22 protein-coding genes and 1 pseudogene are annotated in these 22,968 nt (G+C 70.4%); 10 read left to right on the top strand and 13 right to left on the bottom strand.

Features of this window, described 5'->3' with window-relative positions:
• Positions 1 to 259: 259 nt before the first annotated feature.
• From FRANEAN1_RS10690 to FRANEAN1_RS10695, 3 genes are all read right to left on the bottom strand, one after another.
• Positions 260 to 1,351 carry an IS630 family transposase gene (locus FRANEAN1_RS10690; protein WP_020459781.1) on the bottom strand — a complete coding sequence of 364 codons (1,092 nt, stop codon included), beginning with the start codon at positions 1,349 to 1,351 and terminating at the stop codon, positions 260 to 262.
• A 121-nt stretch (positions 1,352 to 1,472) separates the two neighbouring features.
• Positions 1,473 to 2,156: a response regulator gene (locus tag FRANEAN1_RS38425; protein ID WP_020459782.1), complete on the bottom strand. Its 684-nt coding sequence runs from the start codon at positions 2,154 to 2,156 to the stop codon at positions 1,473 to 1,475.
• A 498-nt stretch (positions 2,157 to 2,654) separates the two neighbouring features.
• Positions 2,655 to 3,290, bottom strand: coding sequence for an excalibur calcium-binding domain-containing protein (locus FRANEAN1_RS10695; RefSeq protein WP_020459783.1), 636 nt, complete (start codon positions 3,288 to 3,290; stop codon positions 2,655 to 2,657).
• Positions 3,291 to 3,548: 258 nt separating this feature from the next.
• On the opposite strand from FRANEAN1_RS10695, the gene FRANEAN1_RS10700 reads away from it, so the two are divergent.
• The 3 genes from FRANEAN1_RS10700 (at position 3,549) to FRANEAN1_RS10710 (ending at position 5,760) form a co-directional block, all read left to right on the top strand.
• Entirely contained in the window at positions 3,549 to 4,034 is a 486-nt protein-coding gene (locus FRANEAN1_RS10700; protein ID WP_347177073.1) for a TylF/MycF/NovP-related O-methyltransferase, read from the top strand.
• Between the two features lie 196 nt (positions 4,035 to 4,230).
• Positions 4,231 to 5,151, top strand: a complete 921-nt coding sequence (locus FRANEAN1_RS10705; RefSeq protein ID WP_020459785.1) for a nitroreductase/quinone reductase family protein — start codon at positions 4,231 to 4,233, stop codon at positions 5,149 to 5,151.
• Between the two features lie 273 nt (positions 5,152 to 5,424).
• The gene (locus tag FRANEAN1_RS10710; RefSeq protein ID WP_020459786.1) at positions 5,425 to 5,760 is read left to right on the top strand and encodes a hypothetical protein; all 336 of its coding nucleotides are present in this window, start codon (positions 5,425 to 5,427) and stop codon (positions 5,758 to 5,760) included.
• 235 nt (positions 5,761 to 5,995) lie between these two features.
• On the opposite strand, the gene FRANEAN1_RS10715 is transcribed toward FRANEAN1_RS10710, so the two are convergent.
• On the bottom strand, positions 5,996 to 7,075 hold the full coding sequence (locus FRANEAN1_RS10715) for a pentapeptide repeat-containing protein (protein ID WP_041253993.1): 1,080 nt from the start codon (positions 7,073 to 7,075) through the stop codon (positions 5,996 to 5,998).
• Between the two features lie 104 nt (positions 7,076 to 7,179).
• Between FRANEAN1_RS10715 and FRANEAN1_RS10720 the strand changes: the two genes are divergently transcribed.
• Positions 7,180 to 7,446 carry a hypothetical protein gene (locus FRANEAN1_RS10720; protein WP_157472531.1) on the top strand — a complete coding sequence of 89 codons (267 nt, stop codon included), beginning with the start codon at positions 7,180 to 7,182 and terminating at the stop codon, positions 7,444 to 7,446.
• Positions 7,447 to 8,044: 598 nt separating this feature from the next.
• On the opposite strand, the gene FRANEAN1_RS10730 is transcribed toward FRANEAN1_RS10720, so the two are convergent.
• The 4 genes from FRANEAN1_RS10730 to FRANEAN1_RS10745 form a co-directional block, all read right to left on the bottom strand.
• Positions 8,045 to 9,208: an acyl-CoA dehydrogenase family protein gene (locus tag FRANEAN1_RS10730; RefSeq protein ID WP_020459790.1), complete on the bottom strand. Its 1,164-nt coding sequence runs from the start codon at positions 9,206 to 9,208 to the stop codon at positions 8,045 to 8,047.
• Between the two features lie 47 nt (positions 9,209 to 9,255).
• Entirely contained in the window at positions 9,256 to 10,167 is a 912-nt protein-coding gene (locus FRANEAN1_RS10735; RefSeq protein WP_020459791.1) for a 3-hydroxybutyryl-CoA dehydrogenase, read from the bottom strand.
• 240 nt (positions 10,168 to 10,407) lie between these two features.
• The gene (locus FRANEAN1_RS10740) at positions 10,408 to 11,328 is read right to left on the bottom strand and encodes an AEC family transporter (protein ID WP_020459792.1); all 921 of its coding nucleotides are present in this window, start codon (positions 11,326 to 11,328) and stop codon (positions 10,408 to 10,410) included.
• A gap of 57 nt (positions 11,329 to 11,385) precedes the next feature.
• A complete protein-coding gene (locus tag FRANEAN1_RS10745; protein WP_347177074.1) occupies positions 11,386 to 11,778 on the bottom strand; it encodes a hypothetical protein in 393 nt (130 codons plus the stop codon).
• 174 nt (positions 11,779 to 11,952) lie between these two features.
• Here FRANEAN1_RS10745 and FRANEAN1_RS10750 point away from each other — a divergent pair, with 174 nt between their 5' ends.
• Together FRANEAN1_RS10750 and FRANEAN1_RS10755 are read left to right on the top strand one after the other, a co-directional pair.
• On the top strand, positions 11,953 to 13,215 hold the full coding sequence (locus FRANEAN1_RS10750; RefSeq protein WP_020459794.1) for an alkane 1-monooxygenase: 1,263 nt from the start codon (positions 11,953 to 11,955) through the stop codon (positions 13,213 to 13,215).
• Between the two features lie 182 nt (positions 13,216 to 13,397).
• A complete protein-coding gene (locus FRANEAN1_RS10755) occupies positions 13,398 to 14,780 on the top strand; it encodes a cation:proton antiporter (protein WP_020459795.1) in 1,383 nt (460 codons plus the stop codon).
• A gap of 40 nt (positions 14,781 to 14,820) precedes the next feature.
• Here the strand turns inward: FRANEAN1_RS10755 and FRANEAN1_RS10760 are convergent, their stop codons facing one another.
• From FRANEAN1_RS10760 to FRANEAN1_RS10775, 4 genes are all read right to left on the bottom strand, one after another.
• On the bottom strand, positions 14,821 to 15,555 hold the full coding sequence (locus FRANEAN1_RS10760; RefSeq protein WP_020459796.1) for a hypothetical protein: 735 nt from the start codon (positions 15,553 to 15,555) through the stop codon (positions 14,821 to 14,823).
• Positions 15,556 to 15,642: 87 nt separating this feature from the next.
• A complete protein-coding gene (locus tag FRANEAN1_RS10765; RefSeq protein ID WP_020459797.1) occupies positions 15,643 to 16,272 on the bottom strand; it encodes a hypothetical protein in 630 nt (209 codons plus the stop codon).
• Positions 16,273 to 16,415: 143 nt separating this feature from the next.
• Positions 16,416 to 17,516 (bottom strand): adenosine deaminase, encoded by a 1,101-nt coding sequence (gene add / locus FRANEAN1_RS10770; RefSeq protein ID WP_020459798.1) that lies wholly within the window; start codon positions 17,514 to 17,516, stop codon positions 16,416 to 16,418.
• A gap of 59 nt (positions 17,517 to 17,575) precedes the next feature.
• Positions 17,576 to 18,298, bottom strand: coding sequence for a lysophospholipid acyltransferase family protein (locus FRANEAN1_RS10775; RefSeq protein ID WP_020459799.1), 723 nt, complete (start codon positions 18,296 to 18,298; stop codon positions 17,576 to 17,578).
• A 230-nt stretch (positions 18,299 to 18,528) separates the two neighbouring features.
• Here FRANEAN1_RS10775 and FRANEAN1_RS10780 point away from each other — a divergent pair, with 230 nt between their 5' ends.
• The 4 genes and pseudogenes from FRANEAN1_RS10780 (at position 18,529) to FRANEAN1_RS10795 (ending at position 22,176) form a co-directional block, all read left to right on the top strand.
• Positions 18,529 to 19,284 (top strand): M50 family metallopeptidase, encoded by a 756-nt coding sequence (locus FRANEAN1_RS10780; protein WP_020459800.1) that lies wholly within the window; start codon positions 18,529 to 18,531, stop codon positions 19,282 to 19,284.
• A gap of 582 nt (positions 19,285 to 19,866) precedes the next feature.
• Positions 19,867 to 20,280, top strand: a pseudogene (locus tag FRANEAN1_RS10785) (zinc ribbon domain-containing protein); the annotation flags it as partial.
• 51 nt (positions 20,281 to 20,331) lie between these two features.
• Complete coding sequence (locus FRANEAN1_RS10790; protein WP_020459802.1) at positions 20,332 to 21,345, top strand: SOS response-associated peptidase; 1,014 nt, start codon at positions 20,332 to 20,334, stop codon at positions 21,343 to 21,345.
• 99 nt (positions 21,346 to 21,444) lie between these two features.
• The gene (locus tag FRANEAN1_RS10795) at positions 21,445 to 22,176 is read left to right on the top strand and encodes a tyrosine-protein phosphatase (protein WP_020459803.1); all 732 of its coding nucleotides are present in this window, start codon (positions 21,445 to 21,447) and stop codon (positions 22,174 to 22,176) included.
• Positions 22,177 to 22,351: 175 nt separating this feature from the next.
• Here FRANEAN1_RS10795 and FRANEAN1_RS10800 read toward each other — a convergent pair whose 3' ends face one another.
• Positions 22,352 to 22,906, bottom strand: coding sequence for a DUF308 domain-containing protein (locus FRANEAN1_RS10800; RefSeq protein ID WP_020459804.1), 555 nt, complete (start codon positions 22,904 to 22,906; stop codon positions 22,352 to 22,354).
• Positions 22,907 to 22,968 lie beyond the last annotated feature (62 nt).

The raw sequence follows: 22,968 nt of genomic DNA on the forward strand, positions 1-22,968 counted from the left end.
GGTGGTTCGTCCGCCGGTGTCCGTGGACTTCCGCCGGCGCCGGTCACGGGCTCAACCTCGTCCGCCGAGTCCGTGGCCGTCCGCTGCCGTTCGCGGGCTTGGCTGCTGCCCTGGCTGCCATCCCCTGCGGCTTGCACTCCGCGGGCAGTGAGTAAGCCGTCCTACACCACAAGCGCACCGAGGAGCAGCTTGCTGTTCCTACTCTTGTCTAGTAGATTGTAAACCAAAATTCTTTCCGATGATACATAACTAAATATCGTCACAAGTTGTTGGCGAGCAGCTTCCTGAATTCCCGGTGGATTACCTCCACCTTGGCTACGATCTCTTCTGTGGTGGCTGTCCACTCGAACGGATGGGCGTCCCAGTTCCAGTTCTTGACATAGTTGTTGATGGTGTTGACGAGGTCCTGAACCGAGACGAACGCCCCGCGCTGGAGTGCGTGCCGGGTGAGAATACCGAACCAGTTCTCGACCTGGTTGAGCCATGAACTGCCGGACGGGGTGAAATGGAACGTGACGTTCTTGTGTCTGCGTAGCCATGTGTCGACGTCGGGGCCGTAGTGGGTGGCCAGATTGTCGACCACGACATGGAGCTCCGCACCGCCGTATTCCGCGATGACCTGGTCCATGAACGTGAGGAAATCGGCCCTGGTGTGGCTGGGGAAGCACCTGGCGGTGACCCGCCCCGTCCCGACGTCGAGGGCGGCGAACAGGTCGGTCGTGCCCTTCCGCTGGTAGTCGTGCGTGCGGGTGGCGACCCGGCCGGAGGCGACCGGCCGCGGTGGCTGCGTCCGGTCGCGTGCCTGCACCCCAGGCTTTTCGTCGATCGACAGGACCTCGGCGCCCTCGGGGGGATCAAGGTAGAGGCCGACGACGTCCTCCACCTTGGCCTCGAAATCCGGGTCCGCCGAGAGCTTGAAGACTCGGTGCCGGTGCGGCTGGAGATTGTTCTCCCGCCACAGCTGGGCCACGAAGGTGTGCGAGACCGACACTCCTTCGCGGCGCTTCAGGTACCGCGCCATCTCGGTGCTCGTCCAGTGGCTCAGTCCGGTCTCCGGTGGAGGGGTGGTCCTGGTCAACGCCAGGATCCGCGCCCGTACCCGCCCCGGGACCTCCCGTGGCCGCCCCGGGGACACCCGGCTCAGCAAGCCGTCCGGCCCCTCCTCGTCATAGCGCGACAGCCACAGTCGCACGGTAGGCTTCGACGCGCCCGCCTTCTCGGCTATTTCCCGCACTGAGAATCCTTCGTCCCGCCATAGCACCATACGGGCGCGGGCAGCCGCAGACCTGTCGTACCCACCGCCTCCAGCCAAGGACTCGAGAATATTGCGTTGATTATCAGTTAGGATCATGTGTCCAATTTACCCACACTTTTTCTAGCCTAACAGTGTCACTGGAACGAGCATTTGTTTACGCCGCACTAGTTGGTCCCGCAGCGAGTCCTCCAATGCGGGCGGAGGACGCGAGACTGCGTCAGAAACTGCGTTGTGAGGCCAGGGTCGATGTGACGACTTCCGTCAATTCATTCACAAGGTTAGTGCATCCGATCGCGCCATGCTCCCGCGATTCCCTAACGTGCTCTGGAGCGCGGGAGGCCGCATAGATAAAAAACGGAGTCCGGTCACCCTGAACGCGAAGCCTGTCGAGAAGAGTGTAACCAGCCCTTGGATCATCCGGGTGACCCATATCCGAGATGATCATATCGAACGATTGATGCTTAAGTAGACTCAATGCTTCATCCGTCGAAGTCGCCAGCACAAATCGCACACCCAGCGATTCGAGGGCGTGCCTTTCGTAAAGGTTATTACTAGGCCTATCGTCGACCCAGAGCACGAGTGATCCGATCAACCTCCGCTGTATTCGCGCATCGGGCAGCGCATCCGCGATGGCACGTGCGTCGATTTCGCTTCCACTGCCCGACTCACCGGCGACGCGCTGCTCGGCGGCGGCGGCACCGAGAGATGCCGCCGCCTCTATCTGCTGACGACTGGCCGATGCTTCGATCCCAGGCGCCTTGACAGTGAACTCTGCGAGATTACTGAATAGTTCAGCAAAACTCGACCTGAATCTTATTACGACAAAGAAAAAGAGGGCTGGCCAGACGACGACGCCTAGTAGGTCTGAGATTGCCTTGAGGAGTTGCACTGCGTCGCCCATGACCGCCCCCGTTTATGGTGCACTTGCAGGAGACGGTATCGCATGAGCTTTCGGGAGCATGAGGAGGTCCGCTGTCCATCCTTGCTGGAGCAGCATCGCCGCGACGCTCCGGCGAGCATGGCGCGTCAGCGCCACGCGCAGCCGTCGCGCGGCGCGGACCGCGCGTTCTTGATCTGAGAGCAGGCGTTCCGGCAAGGAACCGCCGAGCGTTGGGGACGGCACCCGCCCGCCACCCCAGGACGAAGAGCACGGCCGCCGCGCCCACTCGCCCCCGGGTGGAACTCCCAGATGCCGGTGACACGGTGACAAACGGCCTTCTGGCGGCTGTTTCCGCAGCTCAGAGCGGGTGCCAGCCTGTCACCGGGGCTGGTGACACCCCGGTGACAGCGGTGACAGTCGCAGCCTGCTGCCTCCGGGAGTGCGAGGACCCCACCTACCCGGGGGCACCCAGGATCCACGAGACCGATTCCGGATCGACCCATGACTGTGGACAGGCTTTCATCTCTCGCAGGCGACCCCGTCCTGGTTGCTGTCCAGGCCGAGGCGGTAGCCAGGCTCACCGGCATATAGTGGAGCTGCCCCTGCCGCATGCACCGCGGCACAGTTCGCGTAGTAGGTGGCGGGCGGGTCGTCATTCGCCGGCGGTGGATTATTTGCCGGGGGCAGCGGATCGGCCGGGCGGGGCGTAGAAACGGGCGGGGGTGCCGGCTGGCTGACCGCCTCTTGCGGCGCCGGCTGTGTGGCGGCCGGGACGTCGGTCGCGGGCGGAGCCGCGCTCGGGGTCACCGTGGCCGTTGGGCTGCTGGTAGGTGATACCGACTCGCCCTCCTTGACCACGTGCAGTGTGACGGTCGCGCCCTTCGGAACTACCGATCCCGCGGTGGGGTCCTGCTGGACCACGTGCCAGTTGCTGTCGACGATCTGTACGCGGTCACGGCCCGTGGCGTCCACGGACTTTGCGTCGAGGTCGGCCCCTAGTCGGTCCTTGGCCTCATCGAGGCCAAGGCCAAGCACGTCGGGGACCTGGGCGTGATCAGAATCCACGGTGCGGCTGTCGGCGGCCTCGTCAGCAGCCGAGCCGCATCCACCGACCAAGGCCGCGATGAGTACGAGGATTCCGACAGCGGTCCCCATGGTGCGGCTCAACCTGTTCCCACAGTTCACGAACGCCCCCCTGCTGTTCGGTGGCACAGGGTACAGGCCAGCCCCGGCGGGTTGATGGGCGGGATCGTGTCAGGGCGATGGCTGGAATTTGGGTCTGGCCCTGATCTTGTGATCGGGCTGACCCCGGGGTGCCGGCCACCTGCAGTCGGCCGGCTGTGATCATGTGCCGGGCGCCTCTCTGACCTTGGGGTTCTGCTTCCGCATCTGGCGGGTGTGATCGTTGACCGGGTGGAGTTCGTACGCGGCTATTTCAAGGCACACGGCATCACCGACCGGCGGGTCTGGCTGGCCGATTCCTTCCAGGGAATCCCGGACACCGGTGAGAACGGCCACCCGATGGACCGGGAGATGGCGCCGCACGACTCCAACGACGTCCTCGCCGTATCCCAGGACATGGTCCGGGCGAACTTCGAGCGGTACGGGTTGCTGGACGACCAGGTCCGGTTCCTGCCGGGCTGGTTCCGCGACACGCTGCCATCCGCCCCCGTCGAGCGGCTGGCCGTGCTGCGGCTGGACGGCGACCTGTACGAATCGACCATGGACGCGCTGGAGAACCTCTACCCCAGGCTGTCCCGAGGCGGTTTCGTCATCATCGACGACTACATGATCCCCGCCTGCCGCAAGGCCGTCGACGAGTTCCGCGACCGCCACGCCATCACGGACGTCGTCGAGCCCATCGACGACTGCAGCGCCTACTGGCACCGCACCGCCTGACCCGAGGCGGCCCCACCAGGGCGGCCCGCGGCCCTCGAGGGGGTCGCGGGCCGCGCGCAGGGGCACTGCCTGATTCGGCTGTGACCGACCCGGACGGCGCGCCGCGGTGATAGCTTCCCGACCGTGTCCCGCAGGCGGTGCGCCCGGCCGGTTGCGCGGTGGGCGGGCACAAGATTTCCCAGGGGTTTCCACCTACATGTCAGACGAGAATCAGTTCGAGGAATTTCTGAAGTTCCAGCAGGGGATCATCGACGAATTCCGTGTCAACGCAGGGAAAGTTGGCGGGATGTTCGAGGGTTCCACCCTGTGTCTTCTCACCACGACGGGGGCGCGCACCGGCCGGCCCCGCACCCAGCCGCTCGGCCTGATGCAGATCGACGGGCAGGACCTGGTCGTCGCCTCGGCGGCCGGCGCACCGACCCATCCGGCTTGGTACCACAACATCCGCAAGAACGCGATCGTGACGGTCGAGGCAGGCGATCGCACGTACCGGGCGATCGCCTCGATCCCCCCGCGCGAGGAGCGCGACCGGCTCTTCTCGGAAATCGCCGCGCAGCAGCCGGGGTACGGCGAATACCAGACGAAGACCGATCGGGTCATTCCGGTCGTCGCACTCCATCCGATCGACCTCGATCCCGACCGGGTCAAGCACCTCGGTGACGAACTGGTCGAACTGCACGACTGGCTGCGCGGCGAACTGGCGGACCTGCGCAGGCGGATCGACGACGTGGTCGAGGGCAGGGCGAACGATGTCACGCCGCAGGCCGAGGGCGGCCACCTGCTCGCCGAACTGCGGTCGCACTGCCTGGACTTCTGCCACGCGCTGAACGTCCACCACACCGGCGAGGACGTCGGCGCCTTCCCAGTGCTCCGCGAGCGGTTCCCGGCGTTGGAACCGGTGCTGGAGAAGTTCGCCGAGGAGCACAAGGTCGTGGCCGAACTGCAGAACCGGATCAAGGAAGTGGTCGAGGACTTCACTCCCGACCGGGACGATCCGGTGCGGCTGCGAGCGGAGGTGGCGGACCTTGCGGACCGGCTCGAAGCCCACTTCGACGAGGAGGAACGCCAACTCGTCACCGCGCTGAACGCGATGGGTCCCGCGCCGGTGCGCGGCTGAGCGGTCGAGGGGAGCACGGGCCTGAATCGGCCCATGCTCCCCTGCGTTCCGCTCCTGGAGACAGCTCCTGGAATTTGGCCCCGGCGACGGCGCCCAGCAGGGACGGAGTGCTGCCGCCACGTCCGCTCGTGCTTGGTTCAGCGGTGACAGCTCTGCCCGCAGGGAGGGGGCGGAGCCGCCGCGCCCGCTCGTGACCTCCCGGACATCCTCGCGCCGTGCCAGCCAACCTGAAAACCGCTTCATTTCAGGCCAGAGCTGGAGGAAGATGCCGGCGTGCTGTTCCACGTCACCTCTGTAGCCAACCGTGATTCGATCTTGAAGTATGGGCTCGACTGGTCTCGGATGGGCCATGCTCGCGGTATCGCCGGCAGCCGTGGGCCGGAGGTCGACGGAGTCTTCCTCTGCCGCGACGAGTGGGAAGCCAACTGGTTCATCGACCTCAACAACACCGGCGGCCCGGTCGACGTGTGGACGGTTGCGGACGTCACGCTTTCTGATCTTGACGAGTCGCCGCACGGCTATCTCTTCCTGCCGCGCCGGATCCCAGCGAGTCAGCTGACGCTGGCACGCCGCGATGTACCGCCCGGCCGAATGTCTGATCAGGCGTGATCTCCCGTGCGCAGGCGGCTGCTCGGAGGCTGGTCACTGAGCATGCAGCGGTTTTCAAGACCATCATCTCCGCCGCCGATCATGGCTCTGACCTGGCCCGATGGACGGGACTCCGGTCAGCCCAGCCAGCGAATGCACGTCCTGTGCATAAACCATGATCGACGGGTGGCCGGGAGCTCCTCTGCGGTGTACCTGGCAGGAGGCCAGCGGAGGCTGGCACCGGACCACGGCCCACTCATGACCCACTGGCACCGCCAGCCGTCCACGACGCCGGAAGCGTCAGCCCCGGCGGCAGGCGAGTCTCGCTGTCCCCGAAGGCGACGTCCACCTGCTCCTGCGACACCCCCTCAGCGTTCATCAGGTTCGCACCGTTCAAGCGCGCCCCCGTGAAGTCCGCTTGCACCAGCTGCGCCCCCGTGAAGTTCACCCCGACCATCTGCGCCTCCGTGAAGTCCGCTTGCACCAGCTGCGCCCCACTGAAGTCCGCTCTCGTCAGCTCGGCCCAAGCGAAGTTCGCCTCCACCATCTGTGCTCCGGCGAGGTTCGCCCCGACCATCTGCGCGCCGGTGAAGTCAACCTCGACCATCTTGATGTCGGCAAGATCTGCTTCGTCCAAGCGGGCGCCGCGGAGGTCTGCCTCGGCAAGCTCGACCTGGGCGAGGTTGCCGCGGGCGGCTTGGAGACGGTCGAGGGCGGCCGGACCGGTGAGTTTTGCCCCGTTCAGGTCTGCACGTGGGATGTCGGGGATCACGGGGAGACGGGCTAGCACGGTGACAGCAGCGTGCACGTCCACCGCCGGGCGTACAGGAGAAGCTGGGTCAGGGACAGCAGGGCGTAGGGCAGGGTCGGTGCTGTGGACTCGAACGAACGCCGAGAGGACCTCCACCACGGTGCGCTGATCGGCTGGTGAGTCGACAGCGACCCGTTCCAGGGCATAGATCCCACCAAGGCGGCTGTCGATCGTGTCCGCCCCCAGCAGCCCGATTGCCGTCGCATACAACTCCCGGACATGCGTGTTCTCGTTCGCCCGGCGGACCTCTGCGTTCGCGCGACGCACCTCAGCGTTGGCCTGCCGGGTCTCGTCCAGTGCGATCAGGGCACCGGCCACCGCCGTCAGCGCGGCGGCCGCCGTCAACAGACCGCCCTGCAGTGCCGCACGCGCCTCCGCCTCACCGTCGGTGCCCGGCGGGTACATCCGGTCCGGCAGGTGCCAGATCCCCACCACGGCGGCAACCGCGCCGACCGCGGCGAGCCCGGCAACGATCCACAGCGACCGCCGACCTGCTGGCCGACGAGTGCCCCCGTTGTCAGTCATGGGCAAGTTTGTACGTCCTCGGAACGGTAGGGCTACCGGAATCGTCCAGCGTCGGGGTGAGAGATGGCCCCCGGGGACCGGTCACGAACGACCGTCATCGGAAGGTGTGGGCGAAGGCGCGGCAGCGGGCGCTGTCGTCGACCGAGTTCGCCTCACTGTTTGTGCGTCGCCCCTGCGACCTTCGGCATGCCGCGGTGTCGGAGTGGCTCAACGCTGGGGTCGCCCCGACGCAGATCGCCCAGTGGGCCGGTCACTCGGTCTCGGTCCTGCTGCACACCTACGCCCGGTGCATCGTCGGTCAGGACGAGGCGGCACGCCGGCGGATCGAGGCGGCGCTGCGCCAGGAGGATGAGGCGGCCGGCCTGAACTGATTGCGATCCTCACCGCAGCGGGGTGTGGCAGATCTTCATCGGTCACGGCTCGTCGCGCCCGACACCAGTGGGACGATCCAGGGCGTGGACGATGGAAATGCCCATGACCCCTGGCGGCCGCCTGCACCGGGCGACCCGATCCCGTCTCGTCCGCCGTATGACGCGCGGCTTGAGCGCCGATGGCGGAACGATGTCCGGACGGCCCGCGTCGGGTGGATCTCTGTGCTCGCCTTCCTGGGTACGGTCGCGGCCTTCTGGCTTCTGTCGCCGGCCGGGCATCGCCCCGTCCTGCCGATCCTTCTGTGGCTCGTGGTGCCTGCGGTCTCGTTGTCTCGCGCCGCCCTCGCTCGGCGGCGTCTACGCCAAGGGTGGCTGGCCGCAGCAGCGAGGTCCTCGTCCACCGACACCCAGTTGCGCGGGGCGACCCCCACCGACACGGTGGGGCCGGCGCGGGACAACCCTTGATCGAATCCACGCTATGTCCACAAACACTCGGCAGCAGCCATGATCGCCCGGTGGTAGTCGGGAATCCGGGTCGCCACCCCTTGATTGGCTGATGGTCCGGATCATGGCTGCTGCCAGGGGAAACGCGAGCTCGTCAGCCCTTGAGCAGGGCGCGGGACATCACGACGCGCTGGATCTGGTTGGTGCCCTCGTAGATCTGGGTGATCTTTGCGTCGCGCATCATCCGCTCGACCGGGAAGTCACGGGTGTAGCCGGCGCCGCCGAAGAGCTGGACGGCGTCGGTGGTCACCTCCATGGCGACGTCCGAGGCGAAGCACTTCGCCGCGGCCGTGATGAAGCCGAGGTTCGGCTCGCCGCGCTCGGCGCGGGCCGCGGCCACGTACACCATGTGCCGGGCGGCCTCGATCTTCATCGCCATGTCGGCGAGCATGAACTGGACGGCCTGGTTGTCGGCGATCGCGCGGCCGAACTGGCGGCGCTCACGGACGTAGCCGATCGCCGCGTCCAGCGCGCCCTGGGCGATGCCGACGGCCTGGGCGCCGATTGTGGGCCGGGTGTGGTCGAGGGTGGCCAGGGCGGTGCGCAGGCCGGTGCCGGGCTCGCCGATGATGCGGTCGGCGGGGATCGTGCAGTTGACGAAGTGGATCTCTCGGGTGGGGGAGCCCTTGATGCCGAGTTTGCGCTCCTTCGAGCCGACCTCGAAGCCGGGGTCGTCGGCCCGGACGACGAACGCCGAGATGCCGTTGGCCGGCTTCGCCGCGTTCGGGTCGGTCACGGCCATGACGGTGTACCAGAGGGACTCGCCGGCGTTGGTGATCCAGGTCTTCGTGCCGTTGAGGACCCAGTGGTCGCCGTCGAGGTGCGCCCGGGTGCGCATGGACGCGGTGTCGGAGCCGGCCTCCCGCTCCGAGAGCGCGTAGGAGGCGGTCGCCTCCCCGCTGGCGATGGAGGGCAGGACCAGCTTCTTCAGATCCTCCGAGCCGGACAGCAGGATCGGCATGGTGCCGAGCTTGTTGACCGCCGGAATGAGGGACGAGGAGGCACAGACCCGGGCCACCTCCTCGATGACAATGCAGGTCGTCACCGAGTCGGCGCCCTGGCCGCCGTAGCTCTCCGGGATGTGTACGGCGCTGAACCCGGAACGGACCAACGCGTTGTGGGCCTCGACGGGGTAGCGCTCGTTCTCGTCGGCGTCGGCGGCGAACGGGGCGATCTCCTTCTCGGCGAGATCGCGCACCGCCTCGCGCACGGCGACGTGGGTGTCGGTGAGCCGGTAGGTGTCGAAGTTCGGGTCCACGTCCGTGCCGTCCTCGTCCTAGCTGGTCCTGGCGATGGTCAGGTGGGTCAGGCGTAGCTGTGGAAGCCGCGCCCGGTCTTCTTCCCGAGCAGGCCGGCGTCCACCATCCGCAGCAGCAGCGGCGGCGGCGAGTACAGCGGCTCCTTGAACTCCTCGTACATCGACTCGGCGACGGCCTTCACCGTGTCGAGCCCGATCAGGTCGATCAGCCGCAGCGGCCCCATCGGGTGGGCGCAGCCGAGCACCATGCCGAGGTCGATGTCCTCCGCGGAGGCGAAGCCGGACTCCTGCATCCGGATGGCCGAGAGCAGGTAGGGCACGAGCAGCGCGTTCACCACGAAGCCGGCGCGGTCCTGCGAGCGGATGACGTCCTTGTGTAGTGCGGAGGTCACGAACGCCTGGGCGCGGGCGAGGGTCTGCTCCGAGGTGAGCAGCGACGGGACGAGCTCCACCAGCCGCATCACCGGCACCGGGTTGAAGAAGTGCACGCCGAGGACCTGGTCCGGCCGGCTGGTGGCCATCCCCAGCTTCATGATCGGGATGGACGACGTGTTCGAGGCGAAGATCGCGGAGTCGTCGGCGACGACCTTGTCGAGCGCGGCGAAGATCTCGGTCTTGACCTGCTCGTTCTCGGCGATGGCCTCGACGGTGAACTGGCGGTCGGCGAAGTCGCCGAGGTCGGTGGTGAACGACAGGCGGGCCAGCGCCGCGTCCCGGTCGGCCTCCTGGAGCTTGCCGTTGCGGGTGCCGCGGTCCAGCGAGGCGGTGATCCGGCGGCGGCCGGCCTCGGCAGCGCCGGCGTCGACCTCCCGGACCAGGACGTCGAGTCCCGCCCGGGCGCACGCCTCGGCGATTCCGGAGCCCATCAGACCGCATCCGACGACGCCGATCCGCCGGATCTCGCCGGCCACCGGGGTCTCGCTCGCGGTCTGTGCCTGCTCCGCCTGGGTCTCGGCCACGTGGCCGCCTCCGTTCTCGTGCTGCTCGTGTCTGGCGCCGTGCGCGGTGCGGCCGCCCGGCGGACCGCCGTCCCCGGGGGACAGCGGTCTCGGGGCGACGCCGCCTCCAGGCGACCGCCGCGTGCTGCCGCCCGTGGAGGAGTCTCGTCTGCCCGTGCGGCGGCTGCGACCTCTGGATAGTCTCCCTATCCAACTATAGGACGCCCTTGTAGTTGCTTGCGGCCATCCGGTGATCCGGCGTTACGGGTGTAGCGGGAGTGACCAGACCGCGAGGGTGAGCACCGACAGCGGAGCGCCCACCCCGACGAGCAGGCTCGGCAGCGGCGGCGCCAGGCCGTGCCGGTTGGCGATGATCGCCCCGGCGACCATCGGCGGCATGGCGGTCTCGAACAACGCCACCCTGACGTTCGGGTCGGTGAGGACGTCCGGGTCGGTGAGCGCGCCCGCGAGCGCGTAGCAGCCCAGGACCACGACCGGCGCCACGGCCAGCTTCACCACCAGCCCCAGGGCCAGCTCACGCCGCCACCGGCGGACGGCCGGCAGCCGCAGCTGCAGGCCCACCGAGAACAGGGCCAGCGGGGTGAGCGTTGCCCCGATCGAGGCCAGGGCCTCGTCCAGCCAGGCGGGGAAGCCCACCGGGCGCAGCGCCAGCGCCAGCACCAGGGCGATGAGCGAGGGACGCGCCAACGCCCTGCGGGCCACCGCCAGCGGCGTCGACGCGGCGCCCGCGGTGGCCGTCACCAGCACCAGCACGATGGTGTTCAGCAGCAGGGAGGAGCCGAGCTGGTCGGCGAGCAGTGCGACGGGTACCCACTGCTCGCCGAAGAACGCCGTGACCATCGGGATGCCGACGAACGAGGTGTTCGCCACCGCGGTCGCGGCCACCAGCGCGACCACGACCTCCCGCGGCAGCCGCATCAGCCGTGCCGCCGTCAGGTAGATCAGCACGGTGACGGCGAACAGAAGGTACGGGGCGGCCACAACGATCGCGACGTTCGACGGGATCTCCACGCCGTGCAGCACGTGCAGGGTCAGCGCGGGCAGGGCGACGTCGAGCAGCCAGATGTTGAGCGCCCGCGGGGCGTCGTCAGGGAGCTGGAACGAGCGCTGCGCCACCACCCCGGCGACAAGGCCGACAAGTACGACGACCAGGGCGGACACCGACGCATCGTCTCAGCCCGCAGGCCGGCCGAAATCGCCTCGCACGCGTCGCCTGCGTCACTCGGCCGGGGCGTCGGAGGGCTCCGGTCGGCTTGGCTTGGCCGGTGGGCCCGCTCCGTCGGGGTCGTGGCCCGGCCGGTGGGGCGAGCTCCCGCTGGCCGGGCGGGCCAGCCGGGTGCGGTAGAGGCGGGTGAAGGTGATGTGGCCGGCGAAGAGCAGCCCGGCGACGACGTAGTTCAGATCACCGAGGGACTCCTGCCCGGGCAGTGGGAGGAGCGTGTAAGTGATGAGGACGGCCGCCGAGAGGAACAGCGTGCCGATCGTGACACCGCCGATCCACGGCGGAGCATCGGTCATCGACCCGTGCCGTGCCACCTCCGGCACGGCACCCACCGGCACGGCCGGCGGTCCGTGCGTCGGGCTGGACGGCGGTTCGCTCTGCGGCCTCACGGTGCCAGTCTGCACCGCCGGGGTGTCTCGGCGGGACCGGTCGGTGAACCGCCGGTGGCCGCCGGGTGCCTTCCACCTGGGTCGATTGTTCCTGTCGGTGGTGGATGTGACACTGCTCGGGCGGACGAGGCGGGGTCCTGGGCAGGCGGGCCCGGCAGGCTGGGAGGGCGGCAGATGACGGCGCCAGTGCTCGTCGGCCCGGGCGGGGTCGCCTGGCGCGACGGCAAGCGTTACATGTGGCTGACGGCGCTGCTGCCGCCGCTGCTGCCGATCGTCTCGTTCGGGCTCTGGCACCGCACCGGGTCGGGCCTGCCCTGGTGGCTCACGCCCGCCTTCGTGTTCGTGCTGTTGCCCGTGCTCGACGCGACGACCCCGAAGGACCCGGTCGGCGCCCCGGAGGGAACCCGCGAGGCGCTGGACGCCGACCGCTACTACCGCTGGTGCACCTACCTCTATCTACCGCTCGCCGGTGTCGCGCTGCTCATGGGCTGCTGGGCGTGGACGCGCGGCGACCTGTCGGTGATCGAGCGGGTGGCGGTCGTCCTCGCGCTCGGCACGGTCACCGGGATCGGCATCAACACCGCGCACGAGCTGGGCCACAAGCGCGCCCGGGTCGAGCGCCGGCTCGCGAAGGCCATGCTGGCGCCCGCCGCCTACGGGCACTTCTACGTGGAGCACAACCGGGGCCATCACGTCCACGTCGCGACGCCGCGGGATCCGGCCAGCGCCCGGATGGGGGAGAGCTTCTGGCGGTTCTGGCCGCGCACGGTCGTCGGCAGCCTGCGGTCGGCCTGGGCGCTCGAGGCGGCCCGGCTGCGTCTGCGTGGTCGTTCGCCCTGGTCACCGCGCAACGAGGTGCTTTCCGCCTGGTGCTACACGGTGGTGCTGTTCGGGGTTCTCGCGGTGGCGTTCGGGCCGGCGGTGCTCGCCTTCCTCGTGCTGCAGGCGGTCGTCGGCTTCTCCCTGCTGGAGTCGGTCAACTACATCGAGCATTACGGGCTGGCGCGGGAGTGGACCGCGGCCGGCCGGTACGAGAAGGTCGACCCACGGCACAGCTGGAACAGCGACGACGTCATCAGCAATCTCGCGCTGTACCACCTGCCCCGGCACAGCGATCATCACGCGCACCCCACCGTGCGCTACCAGTCGCTGCGGTCCTTCGACTCGGCCCCGCAGCTTCCCGCCGGATACGGCTCGATGATCGTCGCATCGCTGTTCCCCCGGTTCTGGTTCCGAGTCATGGATCCGAGGGTCGCCGCGCACTACGGCGGTGACGTGACCCGAGCCAATCTCGACCCCGCGCGGCGCGCGCGGCTCGTCGCCCGCTATGGCGGGGGCGGCGCCGCGGCCGCCGCGCCAGCGGCCGCTTCGCCACAGGCCGTTGCGCCCGCTGCGTCGGAGGTCGATGCGTTGCCCGATCGCGTTTCGGCGGGCTGAAGCGGCAAGCCCGAACCGAAAGCCATCACCGCCTTCCCGGAGGTCCCGATTCTTGTCAGTCGGGCCCGGGATCTTCGGCTGGGCGCTAATCTCATCGCACCTGATTCACCCGGTGGACGGCGAGCTGAAACGACTACGTGGCGGCGGGGGCTGGCGCAGTGAACGCGACGGAGACGTCATTCGTGACGGCGGCCCCGGTGGCCTCGTTGTCCCATCATTCATTGCTCATTTTTCTTCTTCAGGTGACCGTCCTGTTGTGCCTCGCGCTGGGGCTCGGTCGTCTCGCCATCCGACTCGGGCTGCCCTCCGTGGTCGGCGAACTGCTCGCGGGCGTGGTGGTCGGCCCGTCGCTGCTCGGGGCGGTCGCGTCCGAGTTCTCGGGCTGGCTGCTGCCCGCCGAGCCCGACCAGATGCACCTGCTCGACGCGCTGGGGCAGATCGGCGTGATCCTCCTGGTGGGCCTCACCGGCATCGAGATGGACATGCGGATGGTCCGCCGGCGGGGAGCCACCGCCGCGCGGATCAGCATCGCCGGCCTCGTGCTGCCGGTCGGGCTCGGGATCGGCGCGGGCCTGCTCCTGCCGGAGTCGCTGCTGGCGGACGGCGCCGACCGCGGGGAGTTCGCGCTGTTCCTCGGGGTGGCCATGGGGGTCAGCGCGATCCCCGTCGCGGCCAAGATCCTGCACGACATGCGGCTGCTGCACCGCAACGTCGGCCAGCTCATCCTCGCCTCCGCCACGGTTGACGACGCGGTCGGCTGGTCGTTGCTGTCGGTGGTCTCCGCGATGGCGACAACGGGGGTGCGCGGCGGCGACATCGCGTGGCCGGTGCTCAGCGTGATCGGTGTCGTCGCCGCGGCGTTCGTTGTCGGCCGCCCGCTCGCCCGGCTGGCCGTCGCCGCCGGCGGCCTTGCCAGGCCGTCCGCTGAAACGGCTGAAACGGCTGACACCGGCGGCACCGGATCGGGTTCCGGTATCGCGGTGGCGGTCGTCTTCATCCTCGCCGCGGCCGCCGGGACGCACGCTCTCAAACTGGAGGCGATCCTCGGCGCGTTCATTGCCGGCATCCTGCTCGGGTCCACGCCGACTCTGGACATCCGGCGGCTCGAACCGCTCCGCCTGATGGTCATGGGCGTGCTCGCGCCGATCTTCTTCGCGTCCGCCGGGCTGCGCATCGACCTGACCGCGCTGACCCGGCCGGAGGTGGCGCTCGCCGCCGTCGTGATCCTCGGACTCGCGATCCTGGGCAAGTTCGCCGGTGCCTACATCGGTGCCCGCGCGAGCCGGCTGGGGCACTGGGAGGCGCTCTCGCTGGGCGCGGGCCTGAACGCCCGCGGCGTCATCGAGATCGTCGTGGCCGGCACGGGCCTGCGCCTCGGCGTCCTCTCCACCGCGACGTACACCGTGATCGTCCTGGTGGCGGTCGTGACGTCGATCATGACGCCGCCGATCCTGCGGGCGACCATGCGCCGGGTGGAGCAGACCGCCGAGGAGCAGCTGCGCGAGCTCGACCTGGCCGGTCGCTCCGTCGGGGCGCCCCGCGGCCTCGACGCCGAACGCCCCTGAGGACCGGCCAGCCCCCGGCAAGCGCCCGCTGACCTGCGGGTCAGCGGGCGCTGAGGATCTTCTCGAAGAACTCCCGGTAGCCGCGCAGCGCCTTGCGTAGGTCCTCGGTCGATGGCTCACCGTGGTCGTGCCAGGCGGAGCGCAGCCCCGAGTGCTCCCGGCTGATCCGGTCGGTCAGCGACCGGACCGCCTCGTCCACCAGCCGGTCGGCCTTCTCGACCGCCTGGCGGGGATGGTCGACGAAGTCGATCAGGACCTGCCGCCACGCGCCTTCCGGCTCGCCGGACGAGGTGGCCTCGGTGGCCGTCGGCCCGGCACCTGCCGGGCCAGCGGACGCCGAGCCGGCTGATGTCGGGCCGCCAGGGGTCGGGCCGCCAGGGGTCGGGCCGGCAGGGGTCGGGCCAGCCGAAGTCGAGCCGGCAGGGGTCGGGCGGCCGGCCGTGGCCGGATCACCGTCGCCCGGCTCGTCGCGGACGGCGTCCGGCGGTGCCGCGGGGCCGCTCGTCCCGGTGGTGAACCCCGGCTCGTCGCCGACCAGGGCGTACGCCGAGGCGTCCGGCTCCGCCGCCGTGCCCGGCAGCGCCGTCGTGCCCAGCGGCGTCGAAGCCGCCGGGGCAACCCGGTCATCCGCCTGGTCCACCTGGGCCGTTCGGTCCGCCTGGGCCGCGGGCGCGCCGGCCGGGCCGGGGGCGGAACGGGCGGACGGGCCGCCGTCGGTGGTCCGCTTCCCGGATGGCGGTCCCATCTCGGGCTCGCGTGCGTCGAATGTGTTCATTGCGGGTCCTCCTGCCTTGGAGTCTCGGCCGAGTCGTGCGCCAGGCCCGCCCGGGGCCGTTGCCGGCGGCGGGGGACGTCCGAGCGGTCAGGTGCGCTGCCGCGGGGACCCGGCCAGGGCCGGGGAGCTCTGGGCGTCCTGGTCCCGCGGCTCCGTCTCGCCGGTGACCAGCCATCCGAAGAGCCCGCGCAGCTGGACCAGGGCGGTGCGCAGTTCCTCGGTGTCGGGGCCGTCGGTGTCGGGGCCGTCCCCCGGGGCCTCGGCGTGGGCGTGCGCGTCCCGGTAGGGGGCGACCAGCTCGGGCCGCTCGGCGGAGATCAGGTCGGCCCGCTCGTCGAAGGTCGACTCCGGGTAGCCCCGGGCGTGCATCACCTCGACGACGAGCCGGTCCGCCTGGCGGGCGGAGTCGGCGGGGTCGTCGACGAACCGCGCCTGGACGGCGTTCCAGCGGGTGAGATACCCGGCGCGGGCGGGCTCGTCGAGCGGCTGGAGGTCAAGCTCGTCGCGCCGCCGGGCCACCTCGGCGAGCCTGCGTTCGGCCGCGCGGCGATCCCCGCCGCTGTGTTCCACCGCACGGTCGTACTCCGGCCCGAAACGACTGCGCAGCGCCCGGCCGGAACCGCCCGGGGCCAGCCGGGCACCCCCGAGCACGCCAACGAGGACCACGCCCAGGATTACGAGAACGAGGACCAGCAGGAACCATCCCAGCGCCGACACGGCGTGACCTCCGTACGAATCGGCTGATCACCAACGACGTCGGCTGCGGTACCCGTGGGCCCACCCCATAAACGCGGGACGCCCGTTCCCGCAACGCCTGTCCGGGTTCCGCCAGGCGCGTGCCAGGCCCCGGCGGGGCCTGCTCAGCTCCCCGCGGGGGCCGCGGGACGGACGCCGAGATCCGCCGCGGCCGCGGTGAACTCGGCCCGCAGCCGCTCCTTGCCGTCCGCCGGCAGGAAGGAGTGCTCCACCGCCGCGGCGGCCACGTCGAACACCTGCTGCCGGGAGAGCCTGAGCGAGCGCAGCGCGTGCAGATACTCCGCGCGCAGCGTCGTGTTGAACATGGGCGGGTCGTCGCTGTTCAGGTTCACCTGGAGGCCCTGCGCGATCATCTCCGGCAGCGGGTGCACCCCGTAGCTGGCCACAGCCCCGGTGCACAGGTTCGAGGTGGGGGAGACCTCCAGCGGGATGCGGTGCCGGCGCAGGTGCTCGACCAGCGCCGGGTCGCCCAGCGCGCTGGTCCCGTGCCCGATCCGCTCCGCGTGCAGGTACTCGAGCGAGTCCCAGATGGTCCGGGGCCCGGTCGTCTCGCCCGCGTGCGGGACGCAGTGCAGGCCGGCGTCCCGTGCCGCGGTGAAGACCGGGCCGAACTGGGGCCGCGGCACCCCGATCTCGGGCCCGCCCAGGCCCAGCGCGATCACGCCGTCCCCGCCGTGGGCCAGGGCCAGCTCCAGGGTGCGCTCCCCGGAGGTGACGTTGTCCGTCCCCGGCAGGCCGGGGATATCGGTGATCCAGCGCACCTGGATGCCGGCCTCGCGCTCCGCGTCGAGCCGGCCCGCCTCCACACCGGCGAACACGACCGCGGGGTCGATGCCGCGCTGGACGTGCAGGAAGGGCGTGAAGGTGATCTCCGCGTAGCGCACCCGCTGCGCGGCCAGCCCGAGCGCGGTCTCCCGGGCGAGCAGGCGGAAGTCCTCCTCGTCCCGCAGGACCTGGACAGCGGCCAGGTAGACCTCGATGAAGTGGTCGAAGTCGCGGAACTCGTAGTAGGCCCGCAGGGCGTCCAGGTCGGTCGGCAGATGGTCGACGCCGTGGCGGCGGGCGAGCCGCAGCAGGGTCGCCGGCAGCATCGAGCCCTCCAGGTGGACGTGCAGCTCCACCTTGGGTAGCCCGTCCACGAACTGCTCGTCCGTCACCTCTTCGGTCACTTCGTCGGTGACCTGCCGGGTCGCGGGGTCGCTCACGTCTGTCCTCCGGTCCGTGCTGCGGGTCCGTCCACGATTCTTCCGCAGCCGGCCGCGGGTCAGCCGGCGGGACGGGCGGGGCGCTCGGGCGCCGATCCGCCGAGATGGGCGGGCAGCCACCAGGGGGACTCACCCGGCGGGGGCGCGGGGTAGCGGCGCTGCGCGTCGTCGAGCAGCTCGCCCATCCGGAGCTCCAGCAGCGCGGTGCCGGTCCGGGCGTCCGGCAGCTCCGAGTACGGGACGGGCTTGCCGACCGTGATCGAGACCGGCGTGCCGACAGCCGCGCGCAGGTCGCGGGGCCGGCCCTTGGTCAGGATCCGCTGGCTGCCCCAGAGCACCAGGGGTATCACCGGCACCTCGGCCTCGGTGGCCATCCGGGCGGCGCCCGACTTGAACGGCGCCAGGCAGTAGCTCGGGCTGATCGTGGCCTCGGGGAACACTCCGACGAGCTCGCCCTCGCGCAGCGCGCGCACCGCCGCGATCAATGAGCCGGCCCCGGCCGCCCGGTCGACCGGGATGTGGTGCATCCCACGCATCAGCGGCCCGCTGACGCGGTGGTCGAACACCTGCTTCTTGGCCATGAACCGGACCATGCGCCGCCGCGCGTACCAGAAGGGAACCCCGGCGAGCGCGAAGTCCAGGTAGGAGACGTGGTTGATCAGCACGATGGCCCCGCCGCCGGCCGGCACGTTCTCCTCGCCACGTATGTCCAGCCGCAGGCGCAACGCGCGGAAGAGCCCCATCGCCGTATGGACGACCGGTCGGTACACGTACTCCGCCATGCCGCGAATCCTCCCCAGATCGGTATGCCGTCAGATCGGTGCCTCGCGGTCCGCCGCCCGCCGCCCGCCACCCGGTGGGCGCGGACCCATCGTGCGTCACGGGGCGGCGCGAGTCGTGCATTTACCGGATGCCCCGTCCGGCTGCGCCCCGTCCGGCTCCGTGTTGTCGGCGAGCCGACGGACGATGCCATACCGGGGCGTTGGACCCGGGCGGCTCATGCGGGACGATCGTGGCGGCGTACCGTCCGTCCGCCGGCGACGATCCACCGGCGACGAGGAGAGGGGCAGCCACGTCCGATCTGCTGAGCCGGAGCCTCGACGCGCAGCCGGCCCCCGCGCACTGGATCCTCGTCCTCACGGGGGTCGTCGCGCTGCTCACTGTGGCGAGCGGCCGCACCTGGCCGACCGCCCGTCACGTCGTGACGATCGCGCACGAGGGCGGGCATGCCCTCGCCGCGGTCGCCACCGGCCGCCGCCTGGCCGGGGTGCGCCTGCACTCCGACACCTCCGGCGTCACGGTGTCCTCGGGCCGGCCGACCGGGCCCGGGGTCATCCTGACCGTCGCCGCCGGCTACACGACGCCGTCGCTGCTCGGGCTGGGTGCCTCCGGCCTGCTCGCCACCGGGCGGATCAGCCTGCTCCTGCAGATCCTCGTCGCGCTGCTGCTGGTCATGCTGGTGGTTGTCCGCAACGCCTTCGGTGTCGTGTCGGTGCTGGTCAGCACCGTCGTCGTGCTCGGGATCTCGTGGTTCGCGGCGGACGACGTCCAGGCTGGCTTCGCCGCCTACGCGACCTGGTTCCTGCTGCTCGGGGCGGTGCGGCCGATCATCGAGGTCCAGCGGCAGCGGCGGCAGCGGCGCGCCCGGGACTCCGACCCGGACCAGCTCGCCCGCCTCACCGGACTGCCGGGTGCCTTCTGGGTCGGCGCGTTCGGACTGCTCTCGCTGGGCTGCCTGGCGACCGCGGCGGCCGCGCTCGTCGTCTGATCCTCCCGGAGACCCTTCCAGGCCGGTCGGAAGTGCTGGTCGGTCGGAAGTGTCGGTGGAGGGTGTAACTGTTGCACTGAATAATGATCTTTAGTGATCATTGGCGTGCATGATGGTCATGTGGACCTCAAGGAGTGGGCCGGGTCGCAGGGCACTGCCTGTGTGACGGCTCGCTGCTGGTTCAACGCGGGGAAGCTATCTGCCCCGGTCCGTAAGGTTGGCGGGCTGATCATCGTCGGGGATGTTGAACGGGCCCCCGCTCCTGGAGAGACCGTGGTGTCTGCCCGTGTCTCGTGCGCGGGCCAGGGACCCGGCCTTGACCGGCAGGTCGCCCGGGTCACCGGGTGTGGGCCACGGGTGAGGGCCTGCCGGTTGACCACCGCGCCGCTGCGGGCAGAGCGCGGCGGGCTGTTGAAGCTGCCACCGGGGCCGCCGTGTGAGGACGGTGCAGGCTTACCGGTTCGCTCTTGACCCGAACGTGGTGCAGCGGGCGGCGCTGGCCCGGCATGCCGGGGCTGCCCGGTTTGCCTTCAACTGGGGCTTGTCGCGGGTGAAGGCGGCGTTGTCGCAGCGGGAGGCGGAGTTGCGGGGATGGTGCGTCACCGGCGGCTGGCTCGTGCGGTCTCCGACGCGGGGATGGCCGAGATCCGCCGCCAGCTCGCCTACAAGACCGGCTGGTACGGATCGAGACTGGTCACTGCCGGCCGCTGGTATCCGAGTTCGAAGACCTGTTCCGGTTGTGGCTGGCGAAACCCAAACCTGACACTGTCGGAGCGCACCTTCTCCTGCCAGCCCTGCGGGCTGGTGCTCGACCGTGACGTGAACGCCGCGGTCAACCTGCGTCACCTCGTCGCCGGCAGTGCGTCGGAGACGGAAAACGCCCGTGGAGCCGACCGTAGGACCCACTGCGGTGGGCGGGTGGCTGTGAAACGGGAACCCGGCACGGCCTCGGCCGGTCAGACCGGGAGCGCCGCCCCGCCAGGGACGGCAGGCTGACCGGTGAGCGCCAAAACACACCGGACGCAACGGCTGGAAGACTGCTCAGACATGTGCGGCAGGTATACCCAGACTCTGAGCGCCGACGATCTCGCCGCGGCGATGTCCGCGGCGGACGAGACGGGCGGCCGGGTGACGGAGAGCTACAACGTCGCCCCGACCACGGTGATGCCGATCGTCGTCGCGCGTCGGCCGCCGGGCGACGCCGGGCACGGTGAGCCGGCGGCTGGCGTTGTCACCGGCGGGGCCGGCGAAAGTGGCGAGGCTGGTGAGACAGGCGCGGGCGGCGGGCCGCGGGCCGCGGGCGGTGGGCGGGTCCTGCGGCTGGCCACCTGGGGTCTGGTCCCGTTCTGGGCGAAGGACCCGGCGATCGGTAGCCGCCTGATCAACGCCCGCGCCGAGTCGGTCGCGTCCAAGCCGGCGTTTCGCGCAGCGTTCGCCGCCCGCCGGTGCCTCGTTCCCGCCACCGGTTTCTACGAGTGGCGGCGGCCCGGCGGCTCGCGCCGCGGCCAGCCCTACTACATCCATCCGGCCGGCCACCCGGGGGCCGACGGCCTGTTCGCCTTCGCCGGGCTCTACGAGGTCTGGTCGAAGGGCGAGCAGCCGCTGACCACGTTCACGATCCTCACCACCGACGCGGCCGCGGGCATCGAGTTCATCCACGACCGGTCACCCGTCGTGGTGCCGCGCCCGGCCTGGTCCCGGTGGATCGACCCGACGCTGCGGGATCCCGAGGCGCTCGCCGGGATCCTGCGGCCCGCGCCGGCCGGGGTGTTCGCCGCACACCCGGTCTCACCCGAGGTCGGCAGCGTCCGCAACACCGGCCGTCACCTCGTCGACCCCGTCGACGTCGACCCGGAGGAGGCAGCCGCCGCTGCCGGTCCGCCGGCCACCGCCGGCCCGTCCCGGGCCCGGCGGGCCGGGCGAGCGACGCCCGTAGCCAAGTCAGCGTCCGTCGCCGGGCCGACCTCCGCCGCCGAGCCGCCGCCCGGTGTGGGGGTAATCGCCCCACATGAGGTCGGCCTCTTCGGCGAGGATGGCGTGGGTCCGCACGCGCGGCGATGACACCGAGGCCAGGGCCTGACCTGGCCCGCCCGGCCCGGCCACCCGCCCGACGGAGGCAGTCGGGACCCTGCGTGCACCGCGCTCTCAGGAGGACATCGGATGGGAACAGAAGATCTCGCCACGGAACGGCTCGCCAACCTGCGGGACGTCGGCGGCATGACCACCACGGACGACCGCGTCACCAACACGGGCGTGCTGTACCGCAGCGAGATGCCCCGGGTCGAGGACGCCCGGCCGGCGACGGAGTTCACCTGGCCCCCGCCGACCGTGGTCGATCTGCGCTCCGCGGTCGAGCGGGGGAGCTCCCCGCACCCGCTGTCGCTGATCGGCTCGGAGATCCACGTGATGCCCCTGCTCGGCGAGGAGACCGGCCGGGTCAGCGACTCCCTGCCGCCGGACGCGCTCGCGGGCGGCCTGCGCACGCTGTACGCCGCGATGCTCGACATCGCGACGCCCCGGCTGGTGGAGATCCTCGACCTGGCGGCGGAGGCCCCCGGTCCGCTCCTGGTGCACTGCGCGGCCGGCAAGGACCGCACGGGCGTGGTCGTCGCCCTCCTCCTGCGCCTGGCCGGTGTCGTCCCGGAGCAGGTGGTCGCCGACTACCTGGTTACCGGCGAGAACATGCCGGGCGTGCTGCGCCGCCTGCGAGGGCACGCGATCCTCCCCGACGGCCGGGTCGTCGACAAGGAGGTCACCAAGGTCTCGGTGGACGCCGTCAAGCAGGTGCTGACCATCATCGACGGGCACCCGCAGGGCCCGGAGGGCTGGTTCCTCGACCGCGGCGCCCGGCCCGAGGCCGTCGAACTCTGGCGCAAGCGCATCCTGGGCTGAGTCCGGGGCGACCATTGCCGTCGCTCGGCGAGGGCTCACGGTTCTGGCCTCGGTGGCTGGCCGGGGAGTCCGGCTCAGTTACTCGCCCTTAGTTTCTTCCTCGCTGTTTCGGGGGTCGCTGGCGGCGGATTTTGCTCGGAGAGGGCGAGAAGGAATCAAAGGGCGAGCAGGCTGCTCAGGGGCGCAGGGCCAGGCCGAGTGCCACCTCGGTCACGCCGGTGACGACGAGCTGGATGCCGAACAGCACCGCGAGCACCACCACGGTCGAGGACGGCCAGGCCAGGGCCAGCACCCCGAGGACCACGGCGAGCGCGGCGATCAGCAGGCCACGGGCCACGCTTCCGGTGCGGCCGGCCTGGCCGTTCCGACTCGCCAGCACCAGCAGTGCCCGGACCACCCCCGCGACGATCAGGGCCGCACCGACGATCAGCGCTATCGCGTGCAGCGTCACCCCCGGCCACAGCAGGATCACCACGCCGGCGATGGCGGTCAGCGCGCCGAAGAAGATGGCGGAGCTGCTGTTCTCGGTGCGTACGGCGGAGACGATCTCGGTGATGCCGGAGACGAGAAGAGCCACACCGGCGATGACGGCCAGCGCGCCGACGGTGGTGAAGGGATTGGTGATGAGCAGCAACCCCAGGACCGTGACCGCGATTCCGAGGATGACCAGGGCCGACCACAGCGAGCTCGGGCGCTGCGTCTCCCGGTTCTGTCGATACGTGGTTGTCATCGTGACCTCCCCGTGTCTGGCCCGAAGGCGTCCGTGAGCCGGGGCTCGTGCCCGTGACCTGG

The sequence above is a fragment of the Parafrankia sp. EAN1pec genome, from assembly GCF_000018005.1.
Lineage (GTDB): Bacteria > Actinomycetota > Actinomycetes > Frankiales > Frankiaceae > Parafrankia > Parafrankia soli.